At 69.9% G+C, this 22,386-nt stretch carries 21 protein-coding genes, 1 rRNA gene, 1 pseudogene and 1 riboswitch; of the genes and pseudogenes, 14 read left to right on the top strand and 9 right to left on the bottom strand.

What is annotated here, in order from left to right; genetic code table 11:
- The 11 genes from rrf to ACFY1J_RS32425 all read left to right on the top strand — a co-directional run.
- Nucleotides 1–94: ribosomal RNA gene (gene rrf / locus ACFY1J_RS32475) — 5S ribosomal RNA — on the top strand; the annotation flags it as partial.
- Nucleotides 95–201: 107 nt separating this feature from the next.
- On the top strand, nucleotides 202–810 hold the full coding sequence (locus ACFY1J_RS32470) for a CDP-alcohol phosphatidyltransferase family protein (RefSeq protein WP_390713170.1): 609 nt from the start codon (nucleotides 202–204) through the stop codon (nucleotides 808–810).
- 112 nt (nucleotides 811–922) lie between these two features.
- The gene (locus ACFY1J_RS32465) at nucleotides 923–3,418 is read left to right on the top strand and encodes a sugar phosphate nucleotidyltransferase (RefSeq protein WP_390713169.1); all 2,496 of its coding nucleotides are present in this window, start codon (nucleotides 923–925) and stop codon (nucleotides 3,416–3,418) included.
- A gap of 168 nt (nucleotides 3,419–3,586) precedes the next feature.
- Nucleotides 3,587–4,426, top strand: coding sequence for a DUF881 domain-containing protein (locus ACFY1J_RS32460; RefSeq protein ID WP_363300035.1), 840 nt, complete (start codon nucleotides 3,587–3,589; stop codon nucleotides 4,424–4,426).
- Complete coding sequence (locus ACFY1J_RS32455) at nucleotides 4,423–4,755, top strand: small basic family protein (RefSeq protein ID WP_006134295.1); 333 nt, start codon at nucleotides 4,423–4,425, stop codon at nucleotides 4,753–4,755. The genes ACFY1J_RS32460 and ACFY1J_RS32455 overlap by 4 nt, the downstream gene beginning before the upstream one ends.
- Before the next feature lie 5 nt (nucleotides 4,756–4,760).
- Complete coding sequence (locus ACFY1J_RS32450) at nucleotides 4,761–5,594, top strand: DUF881 domain-containing protein (protein WP_390713168.1); 834 nt, start codon at nucleotides 4,761–4,763, stop codon at nucleotides 5,592–5,594.
- A 133-nt stretch (nucleotides 5,595–5,727) separates the two neighbouring features.
- Entirely contained in the window at nucleotides 5,728–6,618 is an 891-nt protein-coding gene (locus tag ACFY1J_RS32445) for an FHA domain-containing protein (protein WP_390713167.1), read from the top strand.
- Between the two features lie 17 nt (nucleotides 6,619–6,635).
- Nucleotides 6,636–7,373, top strand: coding sequence for a MerR family transcriptional regulator (locus tag ACFY1J_RS32440; protein WP_390713166.1), 738 nt, complete (start codon nucleotides 6,636–6,638; stop codon nucleotides 7,371–7,373).
- 86 nt (nucleotides 7,374–7,459) lie between these two features.
- On the top strand, nucleotides 7,460–7,933 hold the full coding sequence (locus ACFY1J_RS32435; protein WP_026253112.1) for a bifunctional nuclease family protein: 474 nt from the start codon (nucleotides 7,460–7,462) through the stop codon (nucleotides 7,931–7,933).
- A gap of 259 nt (nucleotides 7,934–8,192) precedes the next feature.
- Nucleotides 8,193–8,876 carry a MerR family transcriptional regulator gene (locus tag ACFY1J_RS32430; protein WP_390713165.1) on the top strand — a complete coding sequence of 228 codons (684 nt, stop codon included), beginning with the start codon at nucleotides 8,193–8,195 and terminating at the stop codon, nucleotides 8,874–8,876.
- A gap of 80 nt (nucleotides 8,877–8,956) precedes the next feature.
- On the top strand, nucleotides 8,957–10,372 hold the full coding sequence (locus ACFY1J_RS32425; protein ID WP_390732470.1) for a DNA polymerase IV: 1,416 nt from the start codon (nucleotides 8,957–8,959) through the stop codon (nucleotides 10,370–10,372).
- Nucleotides 10,373–10,421: 49 nt separating this feature from the next.
- On the opposite strand, the gene ACFY1J_RS32420 is transcribed toward ACFY1J_RS32425, so the two are convergent.
- On the bottom strand, nucleotides 10,422–10,793 hold the full coding sequence (locus ACFY1J_RS32420; RefSeq protein WP_316764935.1) for a PRC-barrel domain-containing protein: 372 nt from the start codon (nucleotides 10,791–10,793) through the stop codon (nucleotides 10,422–10,424).
- Between the two features lie 114 nt (nucleotides 10,794–10,907).
- Nucleotides 10,908–11,003: riboswitch (glycine riboswitch) on the top strand.
- Nucleotides 11,004–11,178: 175 nt separating this feature from the next.
- Here ACFY1J_RS32420 and gcvP point away from each other — a divergent pair.
- Entirely contained in the window at nucleotides 11,179–14,064 is a 2,886-nt protein-coding gene (gcvP, locus tag ACFY1J_RS32415) for an aminomethyl-transferring glycine dehydrogenase (protein ID WP_390713163.1), read from the top strand.
- A gap of 89 nt (nucleotides 14,065–14,153) precedes the next feature.
- Here gcvP and ACFY1J_RS32410 read toward each other — a convergent pair whose 3' ends face one another.
- The 5 genes from ACFY1J_RS32410 to modA are packed head-to-tail and all read right to left on the bottom strand — an operon-like array spanning nucleotide 14,154 to nucleotide 17,559.
- Complete coding sequence (locus tag ACFY1J_RS32410) at nucleotides 14,154–14,573, bottom strand: molybdopterin-binding protein (protein WP_390713162.1); 420 nt, start codon at nucleotides 14,571–14,573, stop codon at nucleotides 14,154–14,156.
- Nucleotides 14,574–14,601: 28 nt separating this feature from the next.
- On the bottom strand, nucleotides 14,602–15,693 hold the full coding sequence (locus tag ACFY1J_RS32405) for an ABC transporter ATP-binding protein (RefSeq protein ID WP_390732469.1): 1,092 nt from the start codon (nucleotides 15,691–15,693) through the stop codon (nucleotides 14,602–14,604).
- On the bottom strand, nucleotides 15,690–15,842 hold the full coding sequence (locus tag ACFY1J_RS32400) for a hypothetical protein (protein ID WP_390732468.1): 153 nt from the start codon (nucleotides 15,840–15,842) through the stop codon (nucleotides 15,690–15,692). Before ACFY1J_RS32400 ends, ACFY1J_RS32405 begins: the two co-directional genes overlap by 4 nt.
- 23 nt (nucleotides 15,843–15,865) lie before the next feature.
- A complete protein-coding gene (locus ACFY1J_RS32395; protein ID WP_390732467.1) occupies nucleotides 15,866–16,726 on the bottom strand; it encodes an ABC transporter permease in 861 nt (286 codons plus the stop codon).
- Nucleotides 16,723–17,559: a molybdate ABC transporter substrate-binding protein gene (gene modA, locus ACFY1J_RS32390; RefSeq protein ID WP_390732466.1), complete on the bottom strand. Its 837-nt coding sequence runs from the start codon at nucleotides 17,557–17,559 to the stop codon at nucleotides 16,723–16,725. The genes ACFY1J_RS32395 and modA overlap by 4 nt, the downstream gene beginning before the upstream one ends.
- 238 nt (nucleotides 17,560–17,797) lie before the next feature.
- On the opposite strand from modA, the pseudogene ACFY1J_RS32385 reads away from it, so the two are divergent.
- Nucleotides 17,798–18,097, top strand: a pseudogene (locus tag ACFY1J_RS32385) (hypothetical protein); the annotation flags it as partial.
- A 19-nt stretch (nucleotides 18,098–18,116) separates the two neighbouring features.
- On the opposite strand, the gene ACFY1J_RS32380 reads toward ACFY1J_RS32385, so the two are convergent.
- Nucleotides 18,117–18,512 (bottom strand): molybdopterin-binding protein, encoded by a 396-nt coding sequence (locus ACFY1J_RS32380; RefSeq protein WP_390713157.1) that lies wholly within the window; start codon nucleotides 18,510–18,512, stop codon nucleotides 18,117–18,119.
- Between the two features lie 117 nt (nucleotides 18,513–18,629).
- On the opposite strand from ACFY1J_RS32380, the gene ACFY1J_RS32375 reads away from it, so the two are divergent.
- Nucleotides 18,630–19,046 carry a DUF1707 domain-containing protein gene (locus tag ACFY1J_RS32375; protein WP_390713156.1) on the top strand — a complete coding sequence of 139 codons (417 nt, stop codon included), beginning with the start codon at nucleotides 18,630–18,632 and terminating at the stop codon, nucleotides 19,044–19,046.
- A gap of 160 nt (nucleotides 19,047–19,206) precedes the next feature.
- Here ACFY1J_RS32375 and ACFY1J_RS32370 read toward each other — a convergent pair whose 3' ends face one another.
- Both ACFY1J_RS32370 and ACFY1J_RS32365 read right to left on the bottom strand, forming a co-directional pair.
- Complete coding sequence (locus tag ACFY1J_RS32370; protein ID WP_390713155.1) at nucleotides 19,207–19,725, bottom strand: hypothetical protein; 519 nt, start codon at nucleotides 19,723–19,725, stop codon at nucleotides 19,207–19,209.
- 134 nt (nucleotides 19,726–19,859) lie between these two features.
- On the bottom strand, nucleotides 19,860–21,812 hold the full coding sequence (locus ACFY1J_RS32365) for an amino acid transporter (RefSeq protein ID WP_390713154.1): 1,953 nt from the start codon (nucleotides 21,810–21,812) through the stop codon (nucleotides 19,860–19,862).
- Nucleotides 21,813–22,386 lie beyond the last annotated feature (574 nt).

Below are 22,386 nucleotides of genomic sequence, written 5' to 3'. Positions count from 1 at the left end.
AACGCCCGGTTACATTCCGAACCCGGAAGCTAAGCCTCACAGCGCCGATGGTACTGCAGGGGGGACCCTGTGGGAGAGTAGGACACCGCCGAACTCCCTTTAGAGCTCCGGCTCTTGGGCACGAAGCCCAGGAGCCGGAGCTTTTTTGCGTTGAGGTAAGGTCAGGGGGCATCGTTGGTTCGTTTCCCAGGAGGCCCCCGGGTGGAGGTCCAGGAGACCCGTGTCCAGACGGACCGGGTCCTCACCATCCCGAACATCCTCAGCATGGCGCGTCTCGTCGGCGTGCCCGTCTTTCTGTGGCTGATCCTCCGGCCGGAGTTCGGGGGTCCCAAGAGTGATGGTTGGGCGCTGCTGGTGCTCGCGCTGAGCGGGATCAGCGACTACCTGGACGGGAAGCTCGCGCGGCGCTGGAATCAGATCAGCAGCCTCGGCCGGCTGCTCGATCCCGCTGCCGACCGGCTCTACATTCTCTCGACGCTGGTGGGCCTCACCTGGCGCGAGATCCTGCCGCTCTGGCTGACCGCCGTGCTGCTGGCGCGAGAGCTGGTTCTGCTGGTGATGGTGGGCATCCTCAGGCGCCATGGGTATCCGCCGCCGCAGGTGAACTTCTTGGGGAAGGCAGCCACCTTCAATCTGATGTACGCCTTCCCGTTGCTCCTGCTGAGTGACGGAAGTGGATGGATCTCGTCACTCGCTGCTATTTTCGGATGGGCGTTCGCCGGATGGGGTACAACGCTGTACTGGTGGGCAGGAGTGCTCTACGTGGTCCAAGTCCGCCGCCTGGTACGTGCGGACGCCATGGCCGATTGAGCTCGGCGATTGTCCGGACGTAGGGCTCGATGGCCCGCGGCGGAAAAGTGCGGGACAATCTTGACGGGTGAAGTCGGCTGGACCGTCGTCTCTAGAGGAGGACGCTTCCGACATGAAGGCCGTCGTGATGGCTGGTGGTGAAGGCACACGCCTTCGCCCCATGACCTCGAGCATGCCCAAGCCGCTCCTTCCGGTAGTGAACCGCCCGATCATGGAGCATGTGCTGCGGCTGCTCAAAAGGCATGGGCTCACTGAGACCGTCGTAACCGTGCAGTTCCTGGCCTCGCTCGTCAAGAACTACTTCGGTGACGGCGAGGAGCTCGGAATGGAGCTCACATATGCCAATGAGGAGAAGCCACTCGGTACCGCCGGAAGCGTCAAGAACGCCGAAGAGGCGTTGAAGGACGATGCTTTCCTTGTCATCTCCGGCGATGCCCTGACCGACTTCGACCTCACCGAGCTGATCAACTTCCACAAGGAAAAGGGCGCGCTGGTCACGGTCTGTCTGACGCGTGTGCCCAATCCGCTGGAATTCGGCATCACCATCGTCGACGAAGAGGGCAAGGTCGAGCGTTTCCTCGAGAAGCCGACCTGGGGCCAGGTCTTCTCCGACACGGTGAACACGGGCATCTATGTCATGGAGCCCGAGGTGTTCGGCTATGTCGAGGCCGATGTTCCCGTGGACTGGTCGGGCGATGTCTTCCCGCAGCTCATGAAGGAAGGCAAGCCGGTGTACGGCTATGTCGCCGAGGGCTACTGGGAGGACGTCGGTACGCACGAGTCGTATGTGAAGGCCCAGGCCGACGTCCTGGAGGGCAAGGTCGACGTCGACATCGACGGGTTCGAGATCTCCCCGGGTGTATGGGTGGCGGAGGGCGCCGAGGTGCATCCGGACGCCGTTCTCCGGGGGCCGCTCTACATCGGTGACTACGCCAAGGTCGAGGCCGGCGCGGAAATCCGTGAGCACACCGTCGTCGGGTCGAACGTGGTCGTGAAGACGGGCGCATTCCTGCACAGGGCCGTCGTGCACGACAACGTGTACATCGGGCAGCACAGCAATCTGCGGGGCTGTGTCGTCGGAAAGAACACCGACATCATGCGGGCGGCCCGGATCGAGGACGGCGCGGTCATCGGCGATGAGTGCCTGATCGGCGAAGAATCGATCGTTCAGGGCAACGTTCGGGTCTATCCGTTCAAGACCATCGAGGCCGGTGCCTTCGTCAACACCTCGGTCATCTGGGAGTCCAGGGGCCAGGCGCATCTGTTCGGCGCGCGTGGGGTGACCGGCATCCTGAACGTCGAGATCACGCCGGAACTCGCCGTGCGGCTGGCAGGCGCCTACGCGACCATGCTCAAGAAGGGCTCCACGGTCACCACGGCCCGCGACCATTCCCGGGGTGCCCGTGCGCTGAAGCGTGCGGTGATCTCCGCGCTGCAGGCCAGTGCGATCGATGTACGGGACCTGGAGAACGTACCGCTGCCCGTGGCCCGGCAGCAGACCGCTCGCGGCAGTGCCGGCGGGATCATGATCCGGACCTCACCGGGTGTGCCGGACTCCGTCGACATCATGTTCTTCGACGGGCAGGGTGCCGACCTCTCGCAGGCGAGCCAGCGCAAGCTGGACCGGGTGTTCGCGCGGCAGGAGTACCGCCGTGCGTTCCCCGGTGAGATCGGTGACCTGTACTTCCCGGCGAGCGTCTTCGACTCGTACACCGGGTCGCTGCTGCGGAACATCGACACCACCGGGATCGCCGAGTCGGGGCTCAAGGTGGTCGTGGACGCCTCGAACGGCAGCGCCGGGCTCGTACTGCCCAGCCTGCTCGGAAAGCTCGGTGTGGACTCGCTGACCATCAATCCCGGCCTCGACGAGTCCCGGCCGACGGAGACGGCCGACGTCCGGCGGTCGGGGCTGGTGCGCCTCGGCGAGATCGTGGCGTCGTCCGGAGCCGCGTTCGGCGTGCGCTTCGACCCCGTGGGCGAGCGGCTGTCCCTGGTGGACGAGAAGGGCCGGATCATCGAGGACGACCGGGCTCTGCTCGTGATGCTGGACCTGGTGGCCGCGGAGCGGCGCAGCGGACGTGTGGCGCTGCCGGTGACCACGACCAGGATCGCCGAGCAGGTGGCCGCCTACCACGGCACCCAGGTCGAGTGGACCACCACCTCTCCGGACGACCTCACGCGCGTGGGGCGTGAGGAGGGGACGATCTTCGGCGGTGACGGCAAGGGCGGCTTCATCGTCCCGGAGTTCAGCGGTGTCTACGACGGCACGGCGGCCTTCGTACGGCTGATCGGGCTGGTGGCGCGGACGCAGCTCACCCTCAGCCAGATCGACGCGCGGATCCCGCGGGCGCACGTTCTCAAGCGGGACCTGGCCACGCCATGGGCCGTGAAGGGACTGGTCATGCGCCGGGTCGTGGAGGCGGCCGGAGATCGCTCTGTCGACACGACGGACGGAGTGCGCGTCGTGGAGACCGACGGGCGCTGGGTGATGGTGCTGCCCGACCCCGCCGAGGCGGTCACGCATTTGTGGGCGGAAGGGCCGGACGACGCCTCGGCACAGGCCCTGCTCGACGAATGGTCGGCGATCGTGGACAGCGCCGGACGGTAAAACCCGCTGCACGCGCGCGTGCCGGACAAGTGTCCCCCAAGGGGGCCTGTCCGGCACGCGGGTGGGGCCATTCGGAGGTACTGGTCGCGACGTGCGACGATGTGCGGCATGCCGCAGCAACCCCCCGTTCGGAGCACGGCCTCGCGGCCGTCGCGCCCGGACGCCTCCATGTCGTTGATCACCAACGTCATGGATCACAGCCTCGACGACGGGTACGCCGAGGCCGCCGCCCGGAAGCAGTCCCAGGGCGAGGGCGGCATGCCGAAGACCCTGAGGGCGAAGCTCGGTCTCGCCGGCGGTCTGGTGCTCGCGGCGCTGGTCGTGACCGTCGGCGCGGCCCAGGCGCGCGTGGCGGCCCCGGTCGTCGCCAAGGAGCGGCAGGAGCTGATCGACCGCATCGACCGGGAGACCTCGTCGGCGGACAAGCTGGAGGGCACCGTCGACAAGCTGCGCGACGACGTGAGCGCGCGCCAGCGGGAGGCGCTGAAGCACAGCGGTGGCAGCGGCCAGGCGGACCTGGTCGGAATCCTGTCGGGCGCCACGGCGGTGCACGGCCCCGGTGTGAAGCTCGTCGTGAACGACGCGAAGGAAGCCACCACGGGCGGCAACGCCGGCAATCCGCGCGAGACGACCGATTTCTCCGACACCGGCCGGGTGCGCGATCGCGACATGCAGCGCGTCGTGAACGGGCTGTGGGCCTCCGGGGCCGAGGCGATCTCCATCAACGGGCAGCGGCTGACCGCCCTGTCCGCGATCAGGGCCGCGGGTGACGCGATACTGGTCGACAACAAGCCGCTGGTGCCGCCCTACACGGTGCTCGCGGTGGGGGACGGGGACAGGTTGAGCACCACGTTCCAGAACAGCGCCGACGGGCTGTATCTGCATGCCCTTGAGGAGAACTACGGCATCCGGACCGGCATCTCCACGGAGAGTGACGTCCGGCTGCCCGCAGCACCGAGTGTGATCGTACGTACAGCACAGCCGAGCACTGAGAAGGGCACATCGTGATCGCCGTACTGGGCCTCATCGTGGGAGTCGTGGCCGGCCTGTTGGTCCGTCCTGAGGTTCCGGCGGTCGTCGAGCCTTATCTGCCGATCGCCGTCGTCGCGGCGCTCGACGCCGTCTTCGGTGGCCTGCGGGCCATGCTCGACGGGATCTTCGACGACAAGGTCTTCGTGGTCTCGTTCCTGTCGAACGTGGTCGTGGCCGCACTGATCGTGTTCCTGGGCGACAAGTTGGGCGTGGGGGCGCAGCTGTCCACGGGTGTCGTGGTGGTGCTCGGCATCCGGATCTTCTCCAACGCGGCGGCGATCCGGCGCCACGTGTTCCGGGCGTGAGAACGATGAGCAACGAGGACGAGCAGTCGGAGAACAGGCTGCGCAAGGAACTGCCCGCGGAAGTGCCCGCGCCGGCCCCCGACGCCGAGCAGGCGGCGGAGGAGCAGCCCGAGGCCCCGCTCACGGGCCGCCAGCGGCTGGTGAAGGGCTTGTGGCCGCCGCGGTTCAGCAGGGCCCAACTCATCGTCGCCCTGCTGCTGTTCGGCCTCGGCTTCGGTCTGGCCGTGCAGGTGGCGTCGAACAGCGACAGCGACAGCGCGCTGCGCGGTGCCCGTCAGGAAGATCTCGTTCGCATCCTCGATGAACTGGATGACCGTACTCAGCGTCTTGAGGACGAGAAGCAGGGACTCGAGAAGCAGCGGTCGGAACTGCAGAGCAGCTCCGACCAGGCGGCCGAGGCCCGCAAGCAGACCGCTGAGAAGGAGAAGCAACTCGGCATTCTGGCGGGCACGGTGGCCGCGCAGGGTCCCGGCATCACGATCACGATCGACGACACGAAGGGGACGGTCCAGGCGGACATGCTGCTCGACGCGATCCAGGAGCTGCGCGCGGCCGGTGCGGAGGCGATCGAGGTGAACGGCGTTCGGGTCGTCGCCAACACGTATCTGACGGACTCCGGCAAGAGTGTGAGCGTCGACGGGAACAAGATCAACGCCCCCTATCGTTTCAAGGTCATCGGCAAGCCGCAGGACCTCGAACCGGCGCTCAACATCCCCGGAGGCGTGGTGCAGACCCTCGAGAAGGAGCAGGCCGTCGTGACCGTCGAGCGGTCGACCAAGATCGTGGTTGACGCCTTGCGGGCGGCGAAGCGGCCTGACTACGCTCGGTCGTCCTCCTAGTGAACCGGTGGTGCATGGGGGCCGTCCGGCAGGGGCATGAGGTTGCGGGGGGTCGGCGCACCGAAGAGGTGGCGCGTGGTGGAAACTGTCTGGTGGATACGGACGTTGTGAAGGTGTCCGGGTCGACCGGTGTATGCAATCAGGGTTCGTCCTGCCCCACGGGCGGGTCTGTTTCGGTCAAGGGGAATCGCCCGTGAAGTTGTTTGCGAAGTTGTTCGGCAAGAGCGCGCGAGAGGGCAGCGACAACGCGACCGCTCGTCATCGCGCACAGCCTGACGCAGAGGGCCAGCGCCCGCTGTTCCGTGACCAGGTCCCTGGTCCGGGCGGTGACATTTCCGGCGGCCAGGGCGCGCCGTCTGTTGACCCTGCCCAGTCCGGCGGCATAGGTTTCGGGCAACCGTCAACCTCAAGTACGGGTGGAGGGTTTGCCTCCGACCCGTATGCGTCCAATGCCCCCGCGGGGCAGCCGCGGCAGGAGGATCCGTCCATGTCGGTCCTGGTGTGTACGAGGTGCGGTAACCGGAACGCGGAGAACGCCCGGTTCTGTTCCAACTGTGGTGCCCCGCTGCGTGCCGGCGTGGCGCCGGAGCGTGCGTCCGAGACGACGTCCACTATCTCCATCTCCGGTCTTGAGGCCTACGACGCCGAGGTCACCGGTCAGACGCAGATGCCGGCGCTCTCTCCCGAGGCGCAGGCGGCTGTGGACGCGCTGCCGACGGGCTCGGCGCTGCTGGTGGTGCGTCGCGGGCCGAACTCCGGCAGCCGCTTCCTGCTGGACGGCGAGCTGACCACGGCCGGACGTCACCCGCAGAGCGACATCTTCCTGGACGACGTGACGGTCTCGCGCCGTCACGTCGAGTTCCGGCGCTCTCCGGACGGTTCCTTCACGGTGGCCGACGTGGGCAGTCTGAACGGCACGTACGTCAACCGCGAGCGGATCGACCAGGTCGCCCTGTCGAACGGTGACGAGGTGCAGATCGGCAAGTACCGGCTGGTCTTCTACTCGAGCCGGCAGGGCATCTGACCCGTCAGGGAAGGTCCATGCTTCAAACACCGAGCGGCGGTGCCGGGCACGGTGCCGCCGCCGCGGACAGTGGGCTGATGAGCATCGGCACGGTGCTGAACGTGCTGCGCGGCGAGTTCCCCGAAGTCACCATCTCCAAGATCCGTTTCCTGGAGTCGGAGGGGCTCATCGAGCCGCGGCGGACGCCGTCGGGGTACCGCAAGTTCAGCGCCGGTGACGTCGAGCGGCTGGGCCACGTCCTGAGGATGCAGCGGGACCACTATCTGCCGCTCAAGGTGATCCGGGAGCACCTGGACGCCGTGGAGCGCGGCGAGGCCGTGCCACTGCCCGTCGTGGGGCGTCAGCGGGACGGTGAGACCGTCCTGGAGCCGTGCGACACGCCCACGGCGGCCCGGATCGGCCGGGCCGAGCTGCTGGCGGCGGCGGAGATCGACGAGAGCGCGCTGCAGGAGTGGGAGTCGTACGGGCTCATCGCCCCGCTCGAGGACGGCGTGTACGACGCGGAGACGGTCACCGTGGCCTCGCTCGTCGCCGAGCTGGGCCGGCACGGGATCGAGCCGCGCCACCTGCGGGTGATGAAGGCCGCGGCGGACCGCGAGGCAGGCCTGGTGGACCAGGTGGTGGCCCCTTTGAAGCGGCATCGCAACCCGCAGACCAGGGCCCACGCCGAAGCGCGTACGAAGGAGCTGGCGGCGCTCACCGTGCGGCTGCACGCCGCCCTGGTGAAGACCGCCCTCGGGGTGCGTCTGCCGTGAGCGGCGGCGGTGCTCGACAGGCCGTATCGGCCACCCGTTCCCGGCCCGACTACCCAAACGTCCCGGGCACGGCCTAGGGTTGCTGTGTGAACGAGCTCGATGTCGTAGGTGTCCGGGTCGAAATGCCCTCCAACCAACCGATCGTGCTCCTGCGCGAAGTGGGAGGCGACAGGTACCTCCCCATCTGGATCGGGCCGGGGGAGGCGACGGCGATCGCCTTCGCCCAGCAGGGCATGGCCCCCGCGCGACCGCTGACCCACGACCTGTTCAAGGACGTGCTGGAGGCCGTCGGCCAGGAGCTCACGGAAGTGCGCATCACCGACCTGCGTGAAGGCGTCTTCTACGCGGAGCTGGTCTTCGCCAGCGGGGTCGAAGTGAGTGCCCGTCCGTCCGATGCCATAGCGCTGGCCCTGCGCACCGGAACGCCGATCTACGGCAGTGACACGGTGCTCGACGACGCGGGCATCGCGATTCCGGACGAGCAGGAGGACGAGGTCGAGAAGTTCCGCGAGTTCCTCGACCAGATCTCACCCGAGGACTTCGGCACCAGCAGCCAGTGAGGGGGCGGCCGATCCGGCGGACGCGGTCCGTGACGGCTCGGTCGGCGCCCTGTTACGTGCGGGATGTCGGCAAATGCCACCGGCCATTGAGAGCGTCCTACGGACCCCCGCGAGAGCATTCGGCTAGCCTTTCCCCGCGGTGGGGCACGGGAAACCACTCCTAGGGTGATTATCACTCGGCGTGCCGAGTGTGGCGATCGTTGACGCACCCCTGGTGACTGCCTACCGTCGAGAAGGCAGGTCAAGGACGGAGGTCGGCGTGAGAAGCAGCGGCGACGGTACGGCTGGGGGTGCCCCCGGACGCGGTTTCGGGGAGAGCGGTCCGTACCCTCCCTCAAGCTCTCAGCTGCGTTCGAGCAGGGGGTACGCCCATCCCAACGGCGCGGTCGGCCACGCCCCCCAGCGGCCCTCGGCCGTGCCGAACAGCGGAGGGGCGGGGCCCATGGCGTCCGAGGAGATCGGCTACCGCGGTCCGACGGCCTGCGCGGCCGCCGGCATCACCTACCGGCAGCTCGACTACTGGGCCCGCACGGGCTTGGTCGAGCCGAGCGTGCGGCCCGCGTACGGGTCGGGCACGCAGCGTCTGTACAGCTTCCGGGACGTTGTCGTCCTGAAGATCGTCAAGCGGTTCCTGGACACCGGGGTCTCGCTGCAGAACATCCGTACCGCCGTCGTGCACCTCAGGGAACGCGGTTTCCGCGATCTGGAGCGCATGACGCTGATGAGCGACGGTGCCACGGTCTACGAGTGCACCTCGCCGGACGAGGTCCACGCCCTGCTCCAGGGCGGTCAGGGCATCTTCGGCATCGCGGTGGGCGTGGTGTGGCGGGACGTGGAAAGCGCGCTCTCACAGCTGCACGGTGAGCGCATCGACACGGGCGAGACCCTCGTCGGGCACAACCCCGCCGACGAACTCGCGCGGCGGCGCAACCGGGCCGTCTGAGGCGAGGTCCCCGGGCGCGGCCGACCGCGCCCCCGTCCCGCTCCGGGGCAATGTCAGTGGCGTGGTGCAGCATCGGAGTTGTGAGAAACGCGCCCACGATCCTGCATCTCGACATGGATGCCTTCTTCGCCTCGGTGGAGCAGGCATCCAAGCCGAGCCTGCGGGGGAAGGCCGTCGTCGTGGGCGGGCTCGGACCTCGCGGAGTGGTCGCCACGGCGTCGTACGAGGCGCGCGTCTTCGGGGTCCACTCGGCGATGCCCATGGCCCAGGCGCGCCGGCTGGCTCCGAACGCGGCGTATCTCGTGCCGCGCTTCGGGCTGTACCGGACGGTCAGCGAGCAGGTGATGGGGCTGCTGCGGGAGCTGTCCCCCCTGGTGGAGCCGCTGAGCCTGGACGAGGCGTTCATCGATCTGGAGGCCGGGGGAGCGGCCTGGGACGAGGAGTCCGCGCGGCTGGCCGGAGCCAAGCTGCGCGCGGACATACGGGCCGTGACGGGGCTCACCGGGTCGGTGGGGCTCGCGGCATCGAAGATGCTCGCCAAGATCGCCTCCGAGCAGGCCAAGCCGGACGGGCTGGTGCTGATCGAACCGGGGACCGAGCGGGCGCTGCTGGGCCCCATGTCGGTGCGGACGCTGCCGGGGGTCGGCCCGGCCACGGGCGACCACCTCCGCAGAGCCGGGATCACCACGGTCGACGAGATCGCCGAGGCGGGCGAGGACGAGCTCGTACGGCTGCTGGGCAAGGCCCATGGGCACGGGCTGTACGCCATGGCGCTGGCGCACGACGAGCGGCCCGTGGTGGCCGAGCGGGAGACCAAGTCGGTCTCGGTCGAGGACACGTACGACGTGGACATCCACGACCGGCTCAGAGTGGGTCTTGAGGTGCAGCGGCTCGCCGAGCGGTGCGTGCGGCGGCTGCGCGGGGCTGGGCTGTCGGGGCGGACCATCGTGCTGAAGGTGCGGCGGTACGACTTCTCCACACTCACCCGGTCCGAGACGCTCCGTGGGCCCACGGACGATCCGGCGGTGGTGCGGGAGGCCGCCGCGCGGCTCCTCGACTCGGTGGACACGACGGGCGGTGTACGGCTGCTCGGAGTGGGCGTCTCCGGGCTCGCCGACTACACACAGGAGGACCTCTTCGCGCAGGCGGCGGGCGAGCGGGCCGACGCGGCGCCGGAGGAGAGCGTGGCCGAGTCCGCGCCGGAAAGCCCGGCACCCGCCGAGCGGCACTGGTCGCCCGGTCATGACGTGCGGCACACCGAGTACGGACACGGCTGGGTGCAGGGCAGCGGCCTTGGGCGGGTCACCGTGCGTTTCGAAACGCCGGACTCGGAGCCCGGGCGGGTGCGGACGTTCCGGGTCGACGACGCGGACCTGGAGCCGGCGGATCCTTTGCCGTTGGTCCAAGGAGTGGGGGACGGGGGCGAATCCGGGGCGGCTCGCGGCGAGCCGGAGCGGAGCACGGGGGAACCCCGGGCCGCGACTACGCCCCTGTGAGACTTCCGGCCCGCCCTGCCGGCTCCTCGGTCACCCCACTCGTTCGGCCTCAGGTCTCGTCCGTGCCTGCCAGGTTGCCGAAGTCGTGGTCGGGGAGGCGGGGCGGTGGGGCCACGTCCAGGCCGTAGTGGTGGTAGAGCTGGAGCTCCTGCTCCGGGGAGAGATGGCGGCCCACGCCGAAGTCGGGCGCGTCCTTGATGAGGGCTCGGTCGAACGGGACGTGGAGGGTGCCCTCGACCAGTTCACTGGGCTCCAGCGGGACGAAGGCGTCCCGCGAGAACAGGCCGGTGCGTATGGCCGCCCACTCCGGCACGCCGGTCGCGTCGTCGAGGTACACCTCGTCGATCGTGCCGATCTTGGTGCCATTGCGGTCGAACGCCTTGCGGCCGATCAGGTTGCGCGGATCGATGTCGGTCTGCACGGGCCCTCCACTTGGTCGCAACTCATCCGTAAGCACTACAAAAGAGCACAATCAAGGAGGCGGCCACTCGAAGGCCCGGGCGTTGACCTCGCTGGTAGTCTTGCAAACGGCTGCTGACCCCGTGCGGGAGAGTCCTCCGGACATCACCGGAGGCGCCGAAGGAGCAAATCCTCCCCGGAATCTCTCAGGCTCACGTACCGCACGGACGAGGTCACTCTGGAAAGCAGGGCGGGTGTCGACGGCTTCCGCTCTCACCGACGGTGAAAGCCGGTGCCTTCGGGCGACCCGGCGAAGCTCTCAGGTTGAGATGACAGAGGGGGAGGCCGTCGGGGTACCCGTGCCGGGGTGCCCCTCGAAGGTCGCGTCAGACCAGGAGGCCTCCGCAATGACCGCCCAGCGCATTCCGCTCACCGAGCTCGAACAGGGCATCCCCTTCGAACAGCGCCACATCGGGCCCGACCAGGAGGCGCGGGCCAAGATGCTCGCGCACGTCGGTTACGGCTCGCTCGACGAGCTCACCGCCGCCGCGGTGCCGGATGTGATCAAGAACGCCGACGCGCTCGACCTGCCGGGTGCCCGGACCGAGGCCGAGGTGCTCGCCGAACTGCGCTCGCTCGCCGACCGCAACCAGGTGCTCGGCTCGATGATCGGACTCGGGTACTACGGGACCTTCACCCCGCCCGTCATCCTGCGCAACGTGATGGAGAACCCCGCCTGGTACACGGCCTACACGCCCTACCAGCCGGAGATCTCCCAGGGGCGCCTCGAGGCTCTGCTGAACTTCCAGACCATGGTCGCCGACCTCACCGGCCTGCCGACCTCCGGCGCCTCCCTCCTCGACGAGGGCACGGCCGCCGCCGAGGCAATGGCGCTGTCCCGGCGCATGGGCAAGAACAAGAAGGGCCTGTTCCTGGTCGACGCGGACGCGCTGCCGCAGACCATCGCCGTGATCGAGACGCGTGCCGAGCCGGCCGGCGTCGAGGTCGTGGTCGCCGACCTCAGCGAGGGCATCCCGGCCGAGCTCGCCGAGCGCGAGATCAACGGCGTGCTCGTCCAGTACCCGGGCGCCTCCGGTGCCGTACGGGACATCAAGCCGGTCATCGACCAGGCGCACGAGCTCGGTGCGCTCGTCACCGTCGCCGCCGACCTGCTCGCCCTGACCCTGCTGGTCTCGCCGGGCGAGCTCGGCGCGGACATCGCCGTCGGCACGACCCAGCGCTTCGGCGTGCCGATGGGCTTCGGCGGGCCGCACGCGGGCTACATGGCCGTGCACGAGAAGTTCGCGCGCAGCCTGCCCGGGCGCCTCGTCGGCGTCTCCGTCGATGCCGACGGCAACAAGGCCTACCGGCTCGCCCTGCAGACCCGCGAGCAGCACATCCGCCGCGAGAAGGCGACCAGCAACATCTGCACCGCGCAGGTGCTGCTGGCGGTGATGGCGGGCATGTACGCCGTCTACCACGGGCCGGAGGGCCTCAAGGCCATCGCGCGCCGCACCCACCGCTACGCCACGATCCTCGCCGAGGGCCTCAAGGCCGGCGGTGTCGAGATCGTCCACGGCGCCTACTTCGACACGCTGACCGTCAAGGTCACCGGACGCGCCGACGAGATCGTCGCAGCCGCCCGGGACAACGGCGTCAACCTGCACCGGGCCGACGCCGACCACGTCTTCATCGCCTGCGACGAGACCACCAACCGGGCCCAGCTGGCCGCCGTGTGGTCGGCGTTCGGCGTCGAGGGCGACATCGAGGCGCTGGACGCGGCGACGGCGGAGGCCCTGCCGGGCGCGCTGCTGCGCTCCGACGCCTACCTCACCCACCCGGTCTTCCACGAGCACCGCTCCGAGACCGCGATGCTGCGCTACCTGCGCAAGCTGGCCGACCGCGACTACGCGCTCGACCGAGGCATGATCCCGCTCGGCTCCTGCACCATGAAGCTGAACGCGACCACCGAGATGGAGCCGGTCACCTGGCCCGAGTTCGGTCAGCTGCACCCCTTCGTGCCGACCGAGCAGGCTGAGGGGTTCCTCACGCTCATCCGTGAGCTGGAGGAGCGCCTCGCCGAGGTCACCGGCTACGACAAGGTCTCCCTGCAGCCCAACGCCGGCTCCCAGGGCGAGCTGGCCGGTCTGCTGGCCGTCCGTGGCTACCACCGCGCCAACGGCGACGAGCAGCGCACCATCTGTCTGATCCCGTCCTCCGCGCACGGCACCAACGCCGCGAGCGCCGTGATGGCCGGGATGAAGGTCGTCGTCGTGAAGACCGCCGAGGACGGCGAGATCGACGTCGAGGACCTGCGGGCCAAGATCGAGCAGCACCGCGACGAGCTCGCCGTGCTCATGATCACGTACCCGTCCACCCACGGTGTGTTCGAGGAGCACGTCGCCGACATCTGCGCCCAGGTGCACGAGGCGGGCGGCCAGGTCTACGTGGACGGCGCCAACCTCAACGCCCTGGTCGGCCTCGCCAAGCCCGGCCACTTCGGCGGTGACGTCTCCCACCTCAACCTGCACAAGACCTTCTGCATCCCGCACGGCGGTGGTGGTCCCGGCGTCGGACCCGTGGGCGTACGGTCGCACCTTGCGCCGTACCTGCCGAACCACCCGATGCAGCCCGCGGCCGGCCCGGAGACGGGTGTCGGACCGATCTCGGCGGCGCCGTGGGGTTCCGCCGGCATTCTGCCGATCTCGTGGGCCTACGTCCGGCTCATGGGCGGCGAGGGGCTCAAGCGGGCCACGCAGGTGGCCGTGCTGAGCGCCAACTACGTCGCCAAGCGTCTGGAGCCGCACTACCCGGTGCTCTACACCGGCCCCGGCGGCCTGGTCGCGCACGAGTGCATCATCGACCTGCGTCCGCTGACCAAGGCGACCGGAGTGAGCGTCGACGACGTCGCCAAGCGGCTGATCGACTACGGCTTCCACGCGCCGACGATGTCGTTCCCGGTGGCGGGCACGCTGATGATCGAGCCGACCGAGTCCGAGGACCTGGCCGAGCTGGACCGGTTCTGCGATGCGATGATCGCGATCCGCGCGGAGATCGAGAAGGTCGGCTCGGGCGAGTGGCCGGCCGAGGACAACCCGCTGGGCAACGCGCCGCACACGGCGGCCGCGCTGGGCGGGGAGTGGGCGCACGCCTACAGCCGCGAGGAGGCCGTCTTCCCGGCCGGTGTCTCGGCCGCCGACAAGTACTGGCCGCCGGTGCGCCGTATCGACCAGGCCTTCGGTGACCGGAACCTGGTCTGCTCGTGCCCGCCGATGGACGCGTACGAGGGCTGACCTGCCCCCGGTGCAGGCGTGAGGGCTCCCATCCCGGCCGGGGCGGGAGCCCTTCGTGTGTCACGCGGTGCACGTGGTCCCTTCGTGTGTCACGCGGTGGCGAGGGACACCTCGGTCGCCTTGATCAGTGCGACGACGGGGGACCCGGCCGTCAGGGCGAGGTCGGCGACGGCGTCCCTGGTGACCGCGGCGGTCAGCGCACCGCCGTCGAAGGCCAGCTTGACCGAGGCCATCGCGCTGCCGGTGGCGATGCCGGTGACCGTGCCCGGGAGCTGGTTGCGGATCGACACTCCCTCGACCGGGCCGGTGGCGAGGGCGACCTCGGTCGACTTCACCAGGGCCCGTACGGCCGAGCCCGGGGCCAGGCCGAGTTCGTGCACGGCCTCCAGGGTGATCGCCGCGGTGAGGGCCTGGCCGCCGGAGAGACGGATCCCCACGGTGGCCATCACCTCTCCGGGGGTGATGGCGGTGACGGTGCCGGGGAGTTGATTGCGGATGCTCAGCGTCATGAGCACCCACCGTAGGGCTCCGGGTGGCTTATGCCGGGTATGCGTGGGTCTGCGTCGCCTTGACCGTCGCCCAGACCGATGCACCCGGGTGCAGGTCGAGTTCGGCGGCGGCGACCGTGGTCAGGTCGGCGGCAAGGGGGAGGTCGCCCGTGAGGTCGGCGCGGATCTGGTCGCCGTGGGTCTCCAGACCGGCGACCTCGCAGCGCCACAGGTTGCGGGCGCTGGATCCGGTGGGGCGGTCCCGGTAGAGGGTGACGGCGCCCGGCGGGAACGCCACGAAGACCGATCCGGTGAGGTCTTCCGTGGTCGTGATGGCGGGACCGGCGTCCAGACGGACCGTGTGGCCGTCGGCGGTGCCCTTGTAGAGGTTCAGACCGACCAGTTGCGCGATGTAGTCCGTGCGCGGACGGCGGGCGATGTCGGCCGGGGAGCCCTCCTGGACCACGCCGCCGTGCTCGATCACGACCAGCCGGTCGGCGAGCACCATCGCGTCCAGCGGATCGTGGGTCACCAGGACGGCAACCGCCTCGAAGTCGGCCAGATGGCCGCGGAGTTGGGCGCGCACCTCCAGGCGGGTGCGGGCGTCGAGGGCGGCGAGCGGCTCGTCCAGGAGCAGCAGCCGGGGGTGGGTGGCCAGGGCGCGGGCCAGGGCGACGCGCTGTGCCTGGCCGCCGGAGAGGCGGCGGGGCTTGGCACCGGCGTGCTCGGCCAGGCCCATCCGCTTCAGCCAGGCGGCGGCCTGCGCCCGGGCCTCGGCCTTGGTCGCGCCCTGGCAGCGTGGGCCGAAGGCCACGTTGTCCAGGGCGGACAGATGCGGGAAGAGCAGATAGTCCTGGAAGACGACGCCGACCGGACGGGACTCCGGGGGCGTACGGTCCAGCGAGGTGCCGTCCAGCCGCAGATGGCCGCCCGTGAGCCGCACGAGACCGGCGAGCGCCCGCAGGGCCGTGGTCTTGCCGGCGCCGTTCGGGCCCAGCAGCGCGACCACGTCGCCCGGGGCGGCGGCCAGCGTCACGTCGAGCCGGAAGGAGCCCTGGTCGACGACGAGCCGTGCGTCGAGCCCGTCACCGCGGACGCCTTCGGCGACGAGCCCGGCGGTGGTGTCGTCGATGTCGGTCATGGGGCGCACATCCAGGGGGCGAGCGGGCTGACGGCCGCGCGTCGGGCGTGGTGCGGCGCGGGGACGGACGCGTTCGTACGGGTGCCGGGGCCGGGGCCGGCGGGGTCCGTGCCGGTGTGGCGCGCAGCCGTGGTGGTGCGTTCGGACACGATCGTACGGCGACCCGTCGTGCTCACGACGTCGTCAGCCAGCGGTCGCGCAGTCCCGCCAGGACCGCGATCGACACGGTCAGCAGCACCAGGCTGAGGGCGATCGCCGCCTCGGGGTCGTTCTGCAGGGCGAGGTAGACGGCCAGCGGCATGGTCTGGGTGCGGCCGGGGAAGTTGCCGGCGAAGGTGATGGTCGCACCGAACTCGCCGAGCGCGCGCGCCCAGGCCAGGACGGAGCCCGCGGCGATGCCGGGGGCGATCAGGGGCAGGGTGACGCGGCGGAACGCGGTGAAGCGGGAGGCGCCCAGGGTGGTGGCCGCCTCCTCGAAGCGCGGGTCGGCGGCTCGCAGGGTGCCCTCGACGCTGATCACGAGGAACGGCATCGCGACGAAGGCCTCCGCGACCACGACCCCCGCCGTGGTGAACGGCAGCGTGATCCCGAACCAGGAGTCCAGCCACTGGCCGACGACGCCGTTGCGGCCGAGCCCGAGGAGCAGGGCCACACCGCCCACCACCGGGGGAAGGACCAGCGGCAGGGTCACCAGAGCCCGTACGAAGCCGCGTCCCGGGAACTTTGTGCGGGCCAGCAGCCAGGCCAGCGGTACGCCCAGGATCAGGCTCACCGCGGTCGCCGCGGTCGCGCTGATCAGGGAGAGCTGGAGCGCCTGCCACACCTCGGTGCTGGTCAGCTGGTCCGGAATGCTGCTCCAGGGGGCCCGGACGAGCAGGGCGACGAGGGGGAGCAGCAGGAACGCCAGGGCCACCACGCCGGGGAGCAGCAGCGGCAGTGGTACTCCGCGGCCGGCGCGGCCCGTCCGGCCGCGCCGGCGCCGCGGCCCACCCGTCAGGGTGTCCGCGGCACCGGTCTTGTCCAGCGAGGTCACGGCTTGAGGAACCCGGCCGCGGACAGGACCTGCCGGCCCTCGGCGGACTGCACGAGCGCGATGAACTCCTTGGCCACCGAGGCGTTGTCGGCGTTCTTCAGCAGGGCGATCGGGTAGTCGTTGATGGCCTTGGCCGACTCGGGGAACTCCACGCCCTCCACCTTGTCACCTGCCGCCTTCACATCGGTCTTGTAGACCACCGCGGCGTCGGCCTCCTTCAGCACCACCTTGTTGAGGGCGGACTTGACGTCCTCCTCGTAGGAGACCGGGGTGAGCTTGAGGCTGCTGGCGGCCAGGGCCTTCTGCGCGGCGGCGCCGCACGGCACCGCCTTGTCGCACAGGACGACCTTGAGGTTCGACTTGGTGAGGTCCTTGAGGGAGGCGACCTTGTCGGGGTTGCCCGGCAGGGTGGCGATCTCCAGCTGGTTGCGGACGAAGGTGACGGGTGTGGTGGCCGCGTCCTTCTTGTCCGTCACGATCGCCATGGTCTTGGGGCTGGCGGCGGCGAACACGTCCGCGGGGGCGCCGGAGGTGATGCTGGCGGCGAGGGTGTCGCTGCCGCTGAAGTTGAAGCTGACCTTGGTGCCCGGGTGCTGCTTCTCGAACTCCTTGCCCAGGGTCGTGAAGCTCTCCTTGAGCGAGGCGGCGGCGAAGACGGTGACCGTGCCGGACAGCTTGGGTGATGCGGACGTCAAGGTGTCCGACTTGGCCGACGAGTCGGAGGAGGCGGAGGAGTCGTCGGAGGAGGAGCAGGCGCTCAGCGCTATCAGGGCTGCGACTCCTGCACCGGCCACCTGCAGCATCCGCCGGGTCCGGCGCGCGGAACGGGTCATCACGATCTACACCTCTGTTCTTTCGGGAAAAGCGGTCGCGCCCATCCACGGCCACCGATCGACGGCCGTGCGGCGATGATACTGCCGCATATGCAAGGCTCAGGTCTCCTGTTGCATCGCATGAGCTGGGATCATCGTGAAGTGTGGTATGCATGTGCGTTTGTACGGGGCGCCTGGCAGGGTACGGTCAAGCCGGAGGCGGTCGCACGTGACGTCCGCGGAACTCGCCCTCACCAGTGACCTGGCCCGGTGCAAGGACCGGCTGCGCTTCCTTATCGCCGTCAGCGGTACGGACGGCCATCACGCCCTGCTGTCCTGGGCCGAGATCGACCCCGATTTCGCCCACGCACCGGTTCTGCTCGCCGTCGGCATCGACAACACCCCGCTGGACCGGGCCGGACCTCAACTGGTGCTTCCCCAGGACCGGTGTGGGGGCCGGCACATCAGCGGCATCAACGCGATACGGGTGGACGGGGGCTACCACCGCTGGGGGTCAGCGCCGGCCGTACCCGGCCGCGCGCCGGCGTCGGCCTGGTGAAGCGGACGCCCGCCGCTGTTCAGACGCGGTCGATGTGCACGTTCGTCGACTTCACGCGGGCCGTGGCCTCCATGCCGACCTCCAGGCCCAGTTCCTCTACTGCCTCCCGGGTCAGCAGGGAGACGAGTCGGTGGGGGCCCGCCTGGATCTCCACCTGAGCCGCGACGTCGCCCAGCTTGATCGCGGTGACGATCCCGGGGAAGGCGTTGCGGGCCGAGGTGTACGGGGTGTCCTCCTCGGTCGCTCCCGCCTTGGCGAGTTCGACCGAGAACGCGGCCAGGTCCCTGCCGTCGATGAGCCGACGTCCGGCCTCGTCGCGGTGGGTGGTCATCCGGCCGGCGTCGGCCCATCGGCGGGCGGTGTCCGGGCTCACGCCGAGCAGCCGCGCCGCCTGGCCGATCGTGTAGGACTGCATGCGGATCACGATAGGGCTACGGGCGGGAACGGTGGACGTGGGGTTGGCCGTTGGATATAACGCGATATAGCGTTAGTTCGCGTGGATGCGTCCGTACGGTCTGATCGGGGTGAGGGAATGTCGGCTGAGCTCTTGCGCAGCAAGGGTGCGTCGCCCGAGGTGCGGGCCTCGCACGCGGACCGGGACCGGGTGGGGGACGTGCTGACCGTCGCCGCGGGGGACGGCAGACTCACCGCCGAGGAGCTCGACGAGCGAGTGGAGGCCGCCCTGACGGCCCGGACACTGGGCGAGCTGGCGGCGTTGACGACGGACCTGCCCGATGCGGAGGAGCCCGCCCCGGTCAAGGACGTCGTCCGGATGGAACAACAGGGCGGCTCGGCCTCCCGCCAGGACGACTGGGTGGTGCCGCGGCGGATGGAGGTCGAGTCCGCCTGGGGCGATGTGACGCTCGACTTCACCCGGGCGGTCATCACGCACGACACCCTGCGCATCGACCTGGACATGCGCGGCGGCACGCTGCGGCTGGTGACCTGACCCGGCGTCGTCGTGGACACCGACTCCCTGGTGCTCGGCTACGCCAAGATCAAGACACGTCCGGCCGGTGACCCGGGGACGCCGGTCGTTCTGCGCGTGGAGGTGTGCGGCCGTATGAGCTACGGCCGGGTGGTGACGCGCCCGCCGCGCAGGGGATGGGTCAGGAGAGCCCCGAGGCCTTGAGGACCGCCCGCGTGGTCGAGTCGTCTATTTCGTGGCCCAGTCGTTCCAGTACGTCTGTGCCCTCGCGGAGCGTGCCGTGTTCCAGTGAGCGGCGTGCGCCTGTGTCCAGTTCGTGCCAGAGCAGGGGGTTCGCGATGAGGACGCGTGGGTCGACCTCCAGGCGGTGGCCGTGGGTGTCCCGCAGGACGAGGTGCGCGGAGACGTCGCCGTACTGCCGTACGGTCACCAGCGCGTCGGTGCGGACTGTGTGCCGCCGTGCGAGACCGTGGACCGACAGTCGGCCGGGGCCGGCGGTGACGCGATGCGGCAGCAGGACGCAGAAGGCCGCGGCGGACAGGGCGATCCACAACAGGGCCCGTAGGCGTGTCAGGGTGCCGGCGTCCCAGTCGACCAGCAGGGCCATGCCGAGGAAGGCGAGGGCACAGCCCACCGCGAACCGGGCGCTGCCGCGCCAGTGGCGGTCGCCGGTCGGGCTCGGACGTCCACTCCGTCGCATGAGTCGACGCTAAGGTCCCGGGCGGGCCGGGACTCGGGTCGCTGACGGAGCCCTGACGTCGTCGGGCCGGATCTTGACGCGATCCTGACGGCCGGGCGGCTGGGCCGGGCCGTCAGGATCCACCGTCGTCCGACTCAGCCGGTGTGGACGCGCGGGCGCCGTGCGCGGTTGGGCTCCGCCTCGCGCAGCACCTCTCGGGTGACCGGGGCGACCTCACCCTGGCCGAAGAGGAAGAACCGCAGGAAGTTGGCGAAGGGGTTGCCCTCGGTCCACTCGAAGTAGATGTGCGGGGTGCAGCCCGTCGAGTCGCGGACGTGCAGGAGCAGCGCCGCCAGGGCGTTGGGGATGGAGGAGGACTCCAGGGTCAGGACGCGGTAGCGGTCGTGCAGGACCTCGCCGCGTACGGTCAGCCCCGCCTCGAACTCGGAGGGGTCGGTGACCGTGACCTCGACGAAGACGAAGTCCTCCTGCTCGGGCATGTCGTTGTCGGCCCGGATCTGCTCGACCTTGTCGCGGTACTCGGCCTTGTCGCGCCGGTCGGGCTCGTTGGCGATGAACCGGATCTTGCGGCTGGACATGTCTCGGATGAATCGTTCCGCCATGTCGTCCAGCGCCACGTGGGTCACGCGCAGCTCGAAGGCACGGGCCAGCCGGGACGCCAGCGAGACCAGGATGATGCCGACGATGAAGCAGGCACCGATCTTGACACCGTCGGGGCGCTCGATGACGTTCGCGACAGTGACATAGAGGAGGACCGCAGAGACGATCGCGAAGCCGACGGTCCACTGGCGCTGCCCGGCCCGGCGCGCGGCGATGGTCACCGCGATCGCCGCGGAGGACATGAGGACCAGCACACCGGTGGCGTAGGCGCCGCCCTGCGCGTCGACGTCGGCGTCGAAGACCCAGGTGACCAGGAAGGCGACGAGGGTGAAGACGATCACCATCGGACGCACGGCGCGGGCCCAGTGCGGGGCCATGCCGTACCGGGGCAGATAGCGGGGCATCAGGTTGAGCAGGCCCGCCATCGCGGACGCGCCGGCGAACCAGAGGATGGCGATGGTGGAGAGGTCGTAGACCGTGCCGAAGGCGCCGCCCAGGTACTGGTGCGCCAGGTAGGCGAGCGCACGGCCGTTGGCCTGGCCGCCCGACTTGAACTCGTTCTCCGGGATCAGCACCGTGGTGATGAAGCTGGTGGCGATCAGGAAGACGCTCATGATCAGCGCGGCCGCAGTGAGCAGCTTCTTGGTGTCCCGGATCCGGCCCGTCGGCCTCTCCTCGGTGTCGTCCGGGTCGCCCTCGACGTGCGGCATGACCGCGACGCCGGTCTCGAAGCCGGACAGACCGAGCGCCAGCTTGGGGAAGACGAGCAAGGACACGCCGACCATGGCAAAGATGTTTCCGTGCTCGGCGGTCAGGGCGCTGGTCCAGTCGGTGACCACGTGCCCCGCGGTGACCACGTGCCACAGGCCGACGATCACGACGACCGTGTTGAGCGCCAGGTAGGCCGCCACCAGGGCCACCGCGACCCCGATGGCCTCCAGGAAGCCCTTGAGGAACACCGCGCCGAGCAGGGCCACCAGCAGCAGGGTGATCAGCAACTGCTGGCCGTGCAGGGTGCTTGTCAGGTGCGGGTTCTCCACCAGGTGGGTGGAGGCGTCGGCGGCCGACAGGGTGATGGTGATCAGGAAGTCGGTGGCGGCGAAGCCCAGCAGGGTCAGGACGAACAGCTTGCCTTTCCAGAAGGACAGCAGCCGCTCCAGCATGGCGATGGAACCCTCGCCGTGCGGGCTCTCCTCGGCGACCCGGCGGTACACCGGAAGGGCGCCCGCCAGGGTGACTATGACCAGCACGATGGTCGCGACGGGTGACAGCAGACCGGCCGCCAGGGCCGCGATGCCCGGCTGGTAACCGAGGGTCGAGAAGTAGTCGACACCGGTCAGGCACATCACACGCCACCAGCGCTGGCCCTTGTGCGTGGGCTCCGGCTCGGCTTCGGGTCGCGCGGGAGCGCCCTTGCCCATGTCGGACAGCCCCTCCAGCATCCAGGTGCGCAGGCGACTGGGAGGTGGGTGCTCGGTCGTGGCCATCGGCGTGCTCCTGGTGTGCGGCTCAGCTGTTTCCGGCCATCACGCGGACGGCGGCACCAGCGTATGCAGAGCGTGACGCGTGGGCCCACGGATCAGGCGGCCGTGGGCGTCAAGCTTGCGTTAAGAATGGCCTGGCGGACGGTGGTCGCGCATCAAGAAGCGGAGGCCGGGACGCGGTCGTCCGGCATTGGACCGGATGGGGGAGGACCGGGCTCGCGCGTCGGGGACGGACACCGAGCGTCATCGCGTACAGCGGCGCCTGGGCAGCCCGGGATGTCCGGTGGCGGCCTCAGCACGTGCGTTTCCTTTCCCGTACGGGTGCGACTCATGTTCAGGACCGCTCGCAGGCGACCGGGCTGCCGACCGCCGCCCCGGCATGCCCGGAGGCGGGCGTCGGCAGGAATCGCGTGGGCGGCTCCGGACGGGACGGTCGGCCGCGAAGGGCCGTGGGGGGGCGGGGGCCCCCCCCCCCCCCCCGCCCCCCGCGCCCGCCCCCCGGCCCCCCCCCCCCCCCCCGCGCCCGGGCCCCGGGGTGGGGACCCGCGGCCCCGCCCCCCCGCGAAGCCTTACGATT

Source organism: Streptomyces sp. NPDC001406, from assembly GCF_042895285.1.
Taxonomy (GTDB): domain Bacteria; phylum Actinomycetota; class Actinomycetes; order Streptomycetales; family Streptomycetaceae; genus Streptomyces.
The sequence above is the reverse complement of the archived record's forward strand: the minus strand, read 5'-3'. Positions and strand labels throughout refer to the sequence as shown.

Coding starts and splice junctions, on each gene's coding strand:
- ACFY1J_RS32365 (WP_390713154.1), bottom strand. CDS start 21,812: ATGGCCACGACCGAGCACCCACCTCCCAGTCGCCTGCGCACCTGGATG.
- gcvP (WP_390713163.1), top strand. CDS start 11,179: ATGACCGCCCAGCGCATTCCGCTCACCGAGCTCGAACAGGGCATCCCC.
- modA (WP_390732466.1), bottom strand. CDS start 17,559: ATGACCCGTTCCGCGCGCCGGACCCGGCGGATGCTGCAGGTGGCCGGT.
- ACFY1J_RS32465 (WP_390713169.1), top strand. CDS start 923: ATGAAGGCCGTCGTGATGGCTGGTGGTGAAGGCACACGCCTTCGCCCC.
- ACFY1J_RS32440 (WP_390713166.1), top strand. CDS start 6,636: ATGCTTCAAACACCGAGCGGCGGTGCCGGGCACGGTGCCGCCGCCGCG.
- ACFY1J_RS32445 (WP_390713167.1), top strand. CDS start 5,728: ATGCAATCAGGGTTCGTCCTGCCCCACGGGCGGGTCTGTTTCGGTCAA.
- ACFY1J_RS32375 (WP_390713156.1), top strand. CDS start 18,630: ATGTCGGCTGAGCTCTTGCGCAGCAAGGGTGCGTCGCCCGAGGTGCGG.
- ACFY1J_RS32405 (WP_390732469.1), bottom strand. CDS start 15,693: ATGACCGACATCGACGACACCACCGCCGGGCTCGTCGCCGAAGGCGTC.
- ACFY1J_RS32370 (WP_390713155.1), bottom strand. CDS start 19,725: ATGCGACGGAGTGGACGTCCGAGCCCGACCGGCGACCGCCACTGGCGC.
- ACFY1J_RS32450 (WP_390713168.1), top strand. CDS start 4,761: ATGAGCAACGAGGACGAGCAGTCGGAGAACAGGCTGCGCAAGGAACTG.
- ACFY1J_RS32380 (WP_390713157.1), bottom strand. CDS start 18,512: ATGCAGTCCTACACGATCGGCCAGGCGGCGCGGCTGCTCGGCGTGAGC.
- ACFY1J_RS32410 (WP_390713162.1), bottom strand. CDS start 14,573: ATGACGCTGAGCATCCGCAATCAACTCCCCGGCACCGTCACCGCCATC.
- ACFY1J_RS32460 (WP_363300035.1), top strand. CDS start 3,587: ATGTCGTTGATCACCAACGTCATGGATCACAGCCTCGACGACGGGTAC.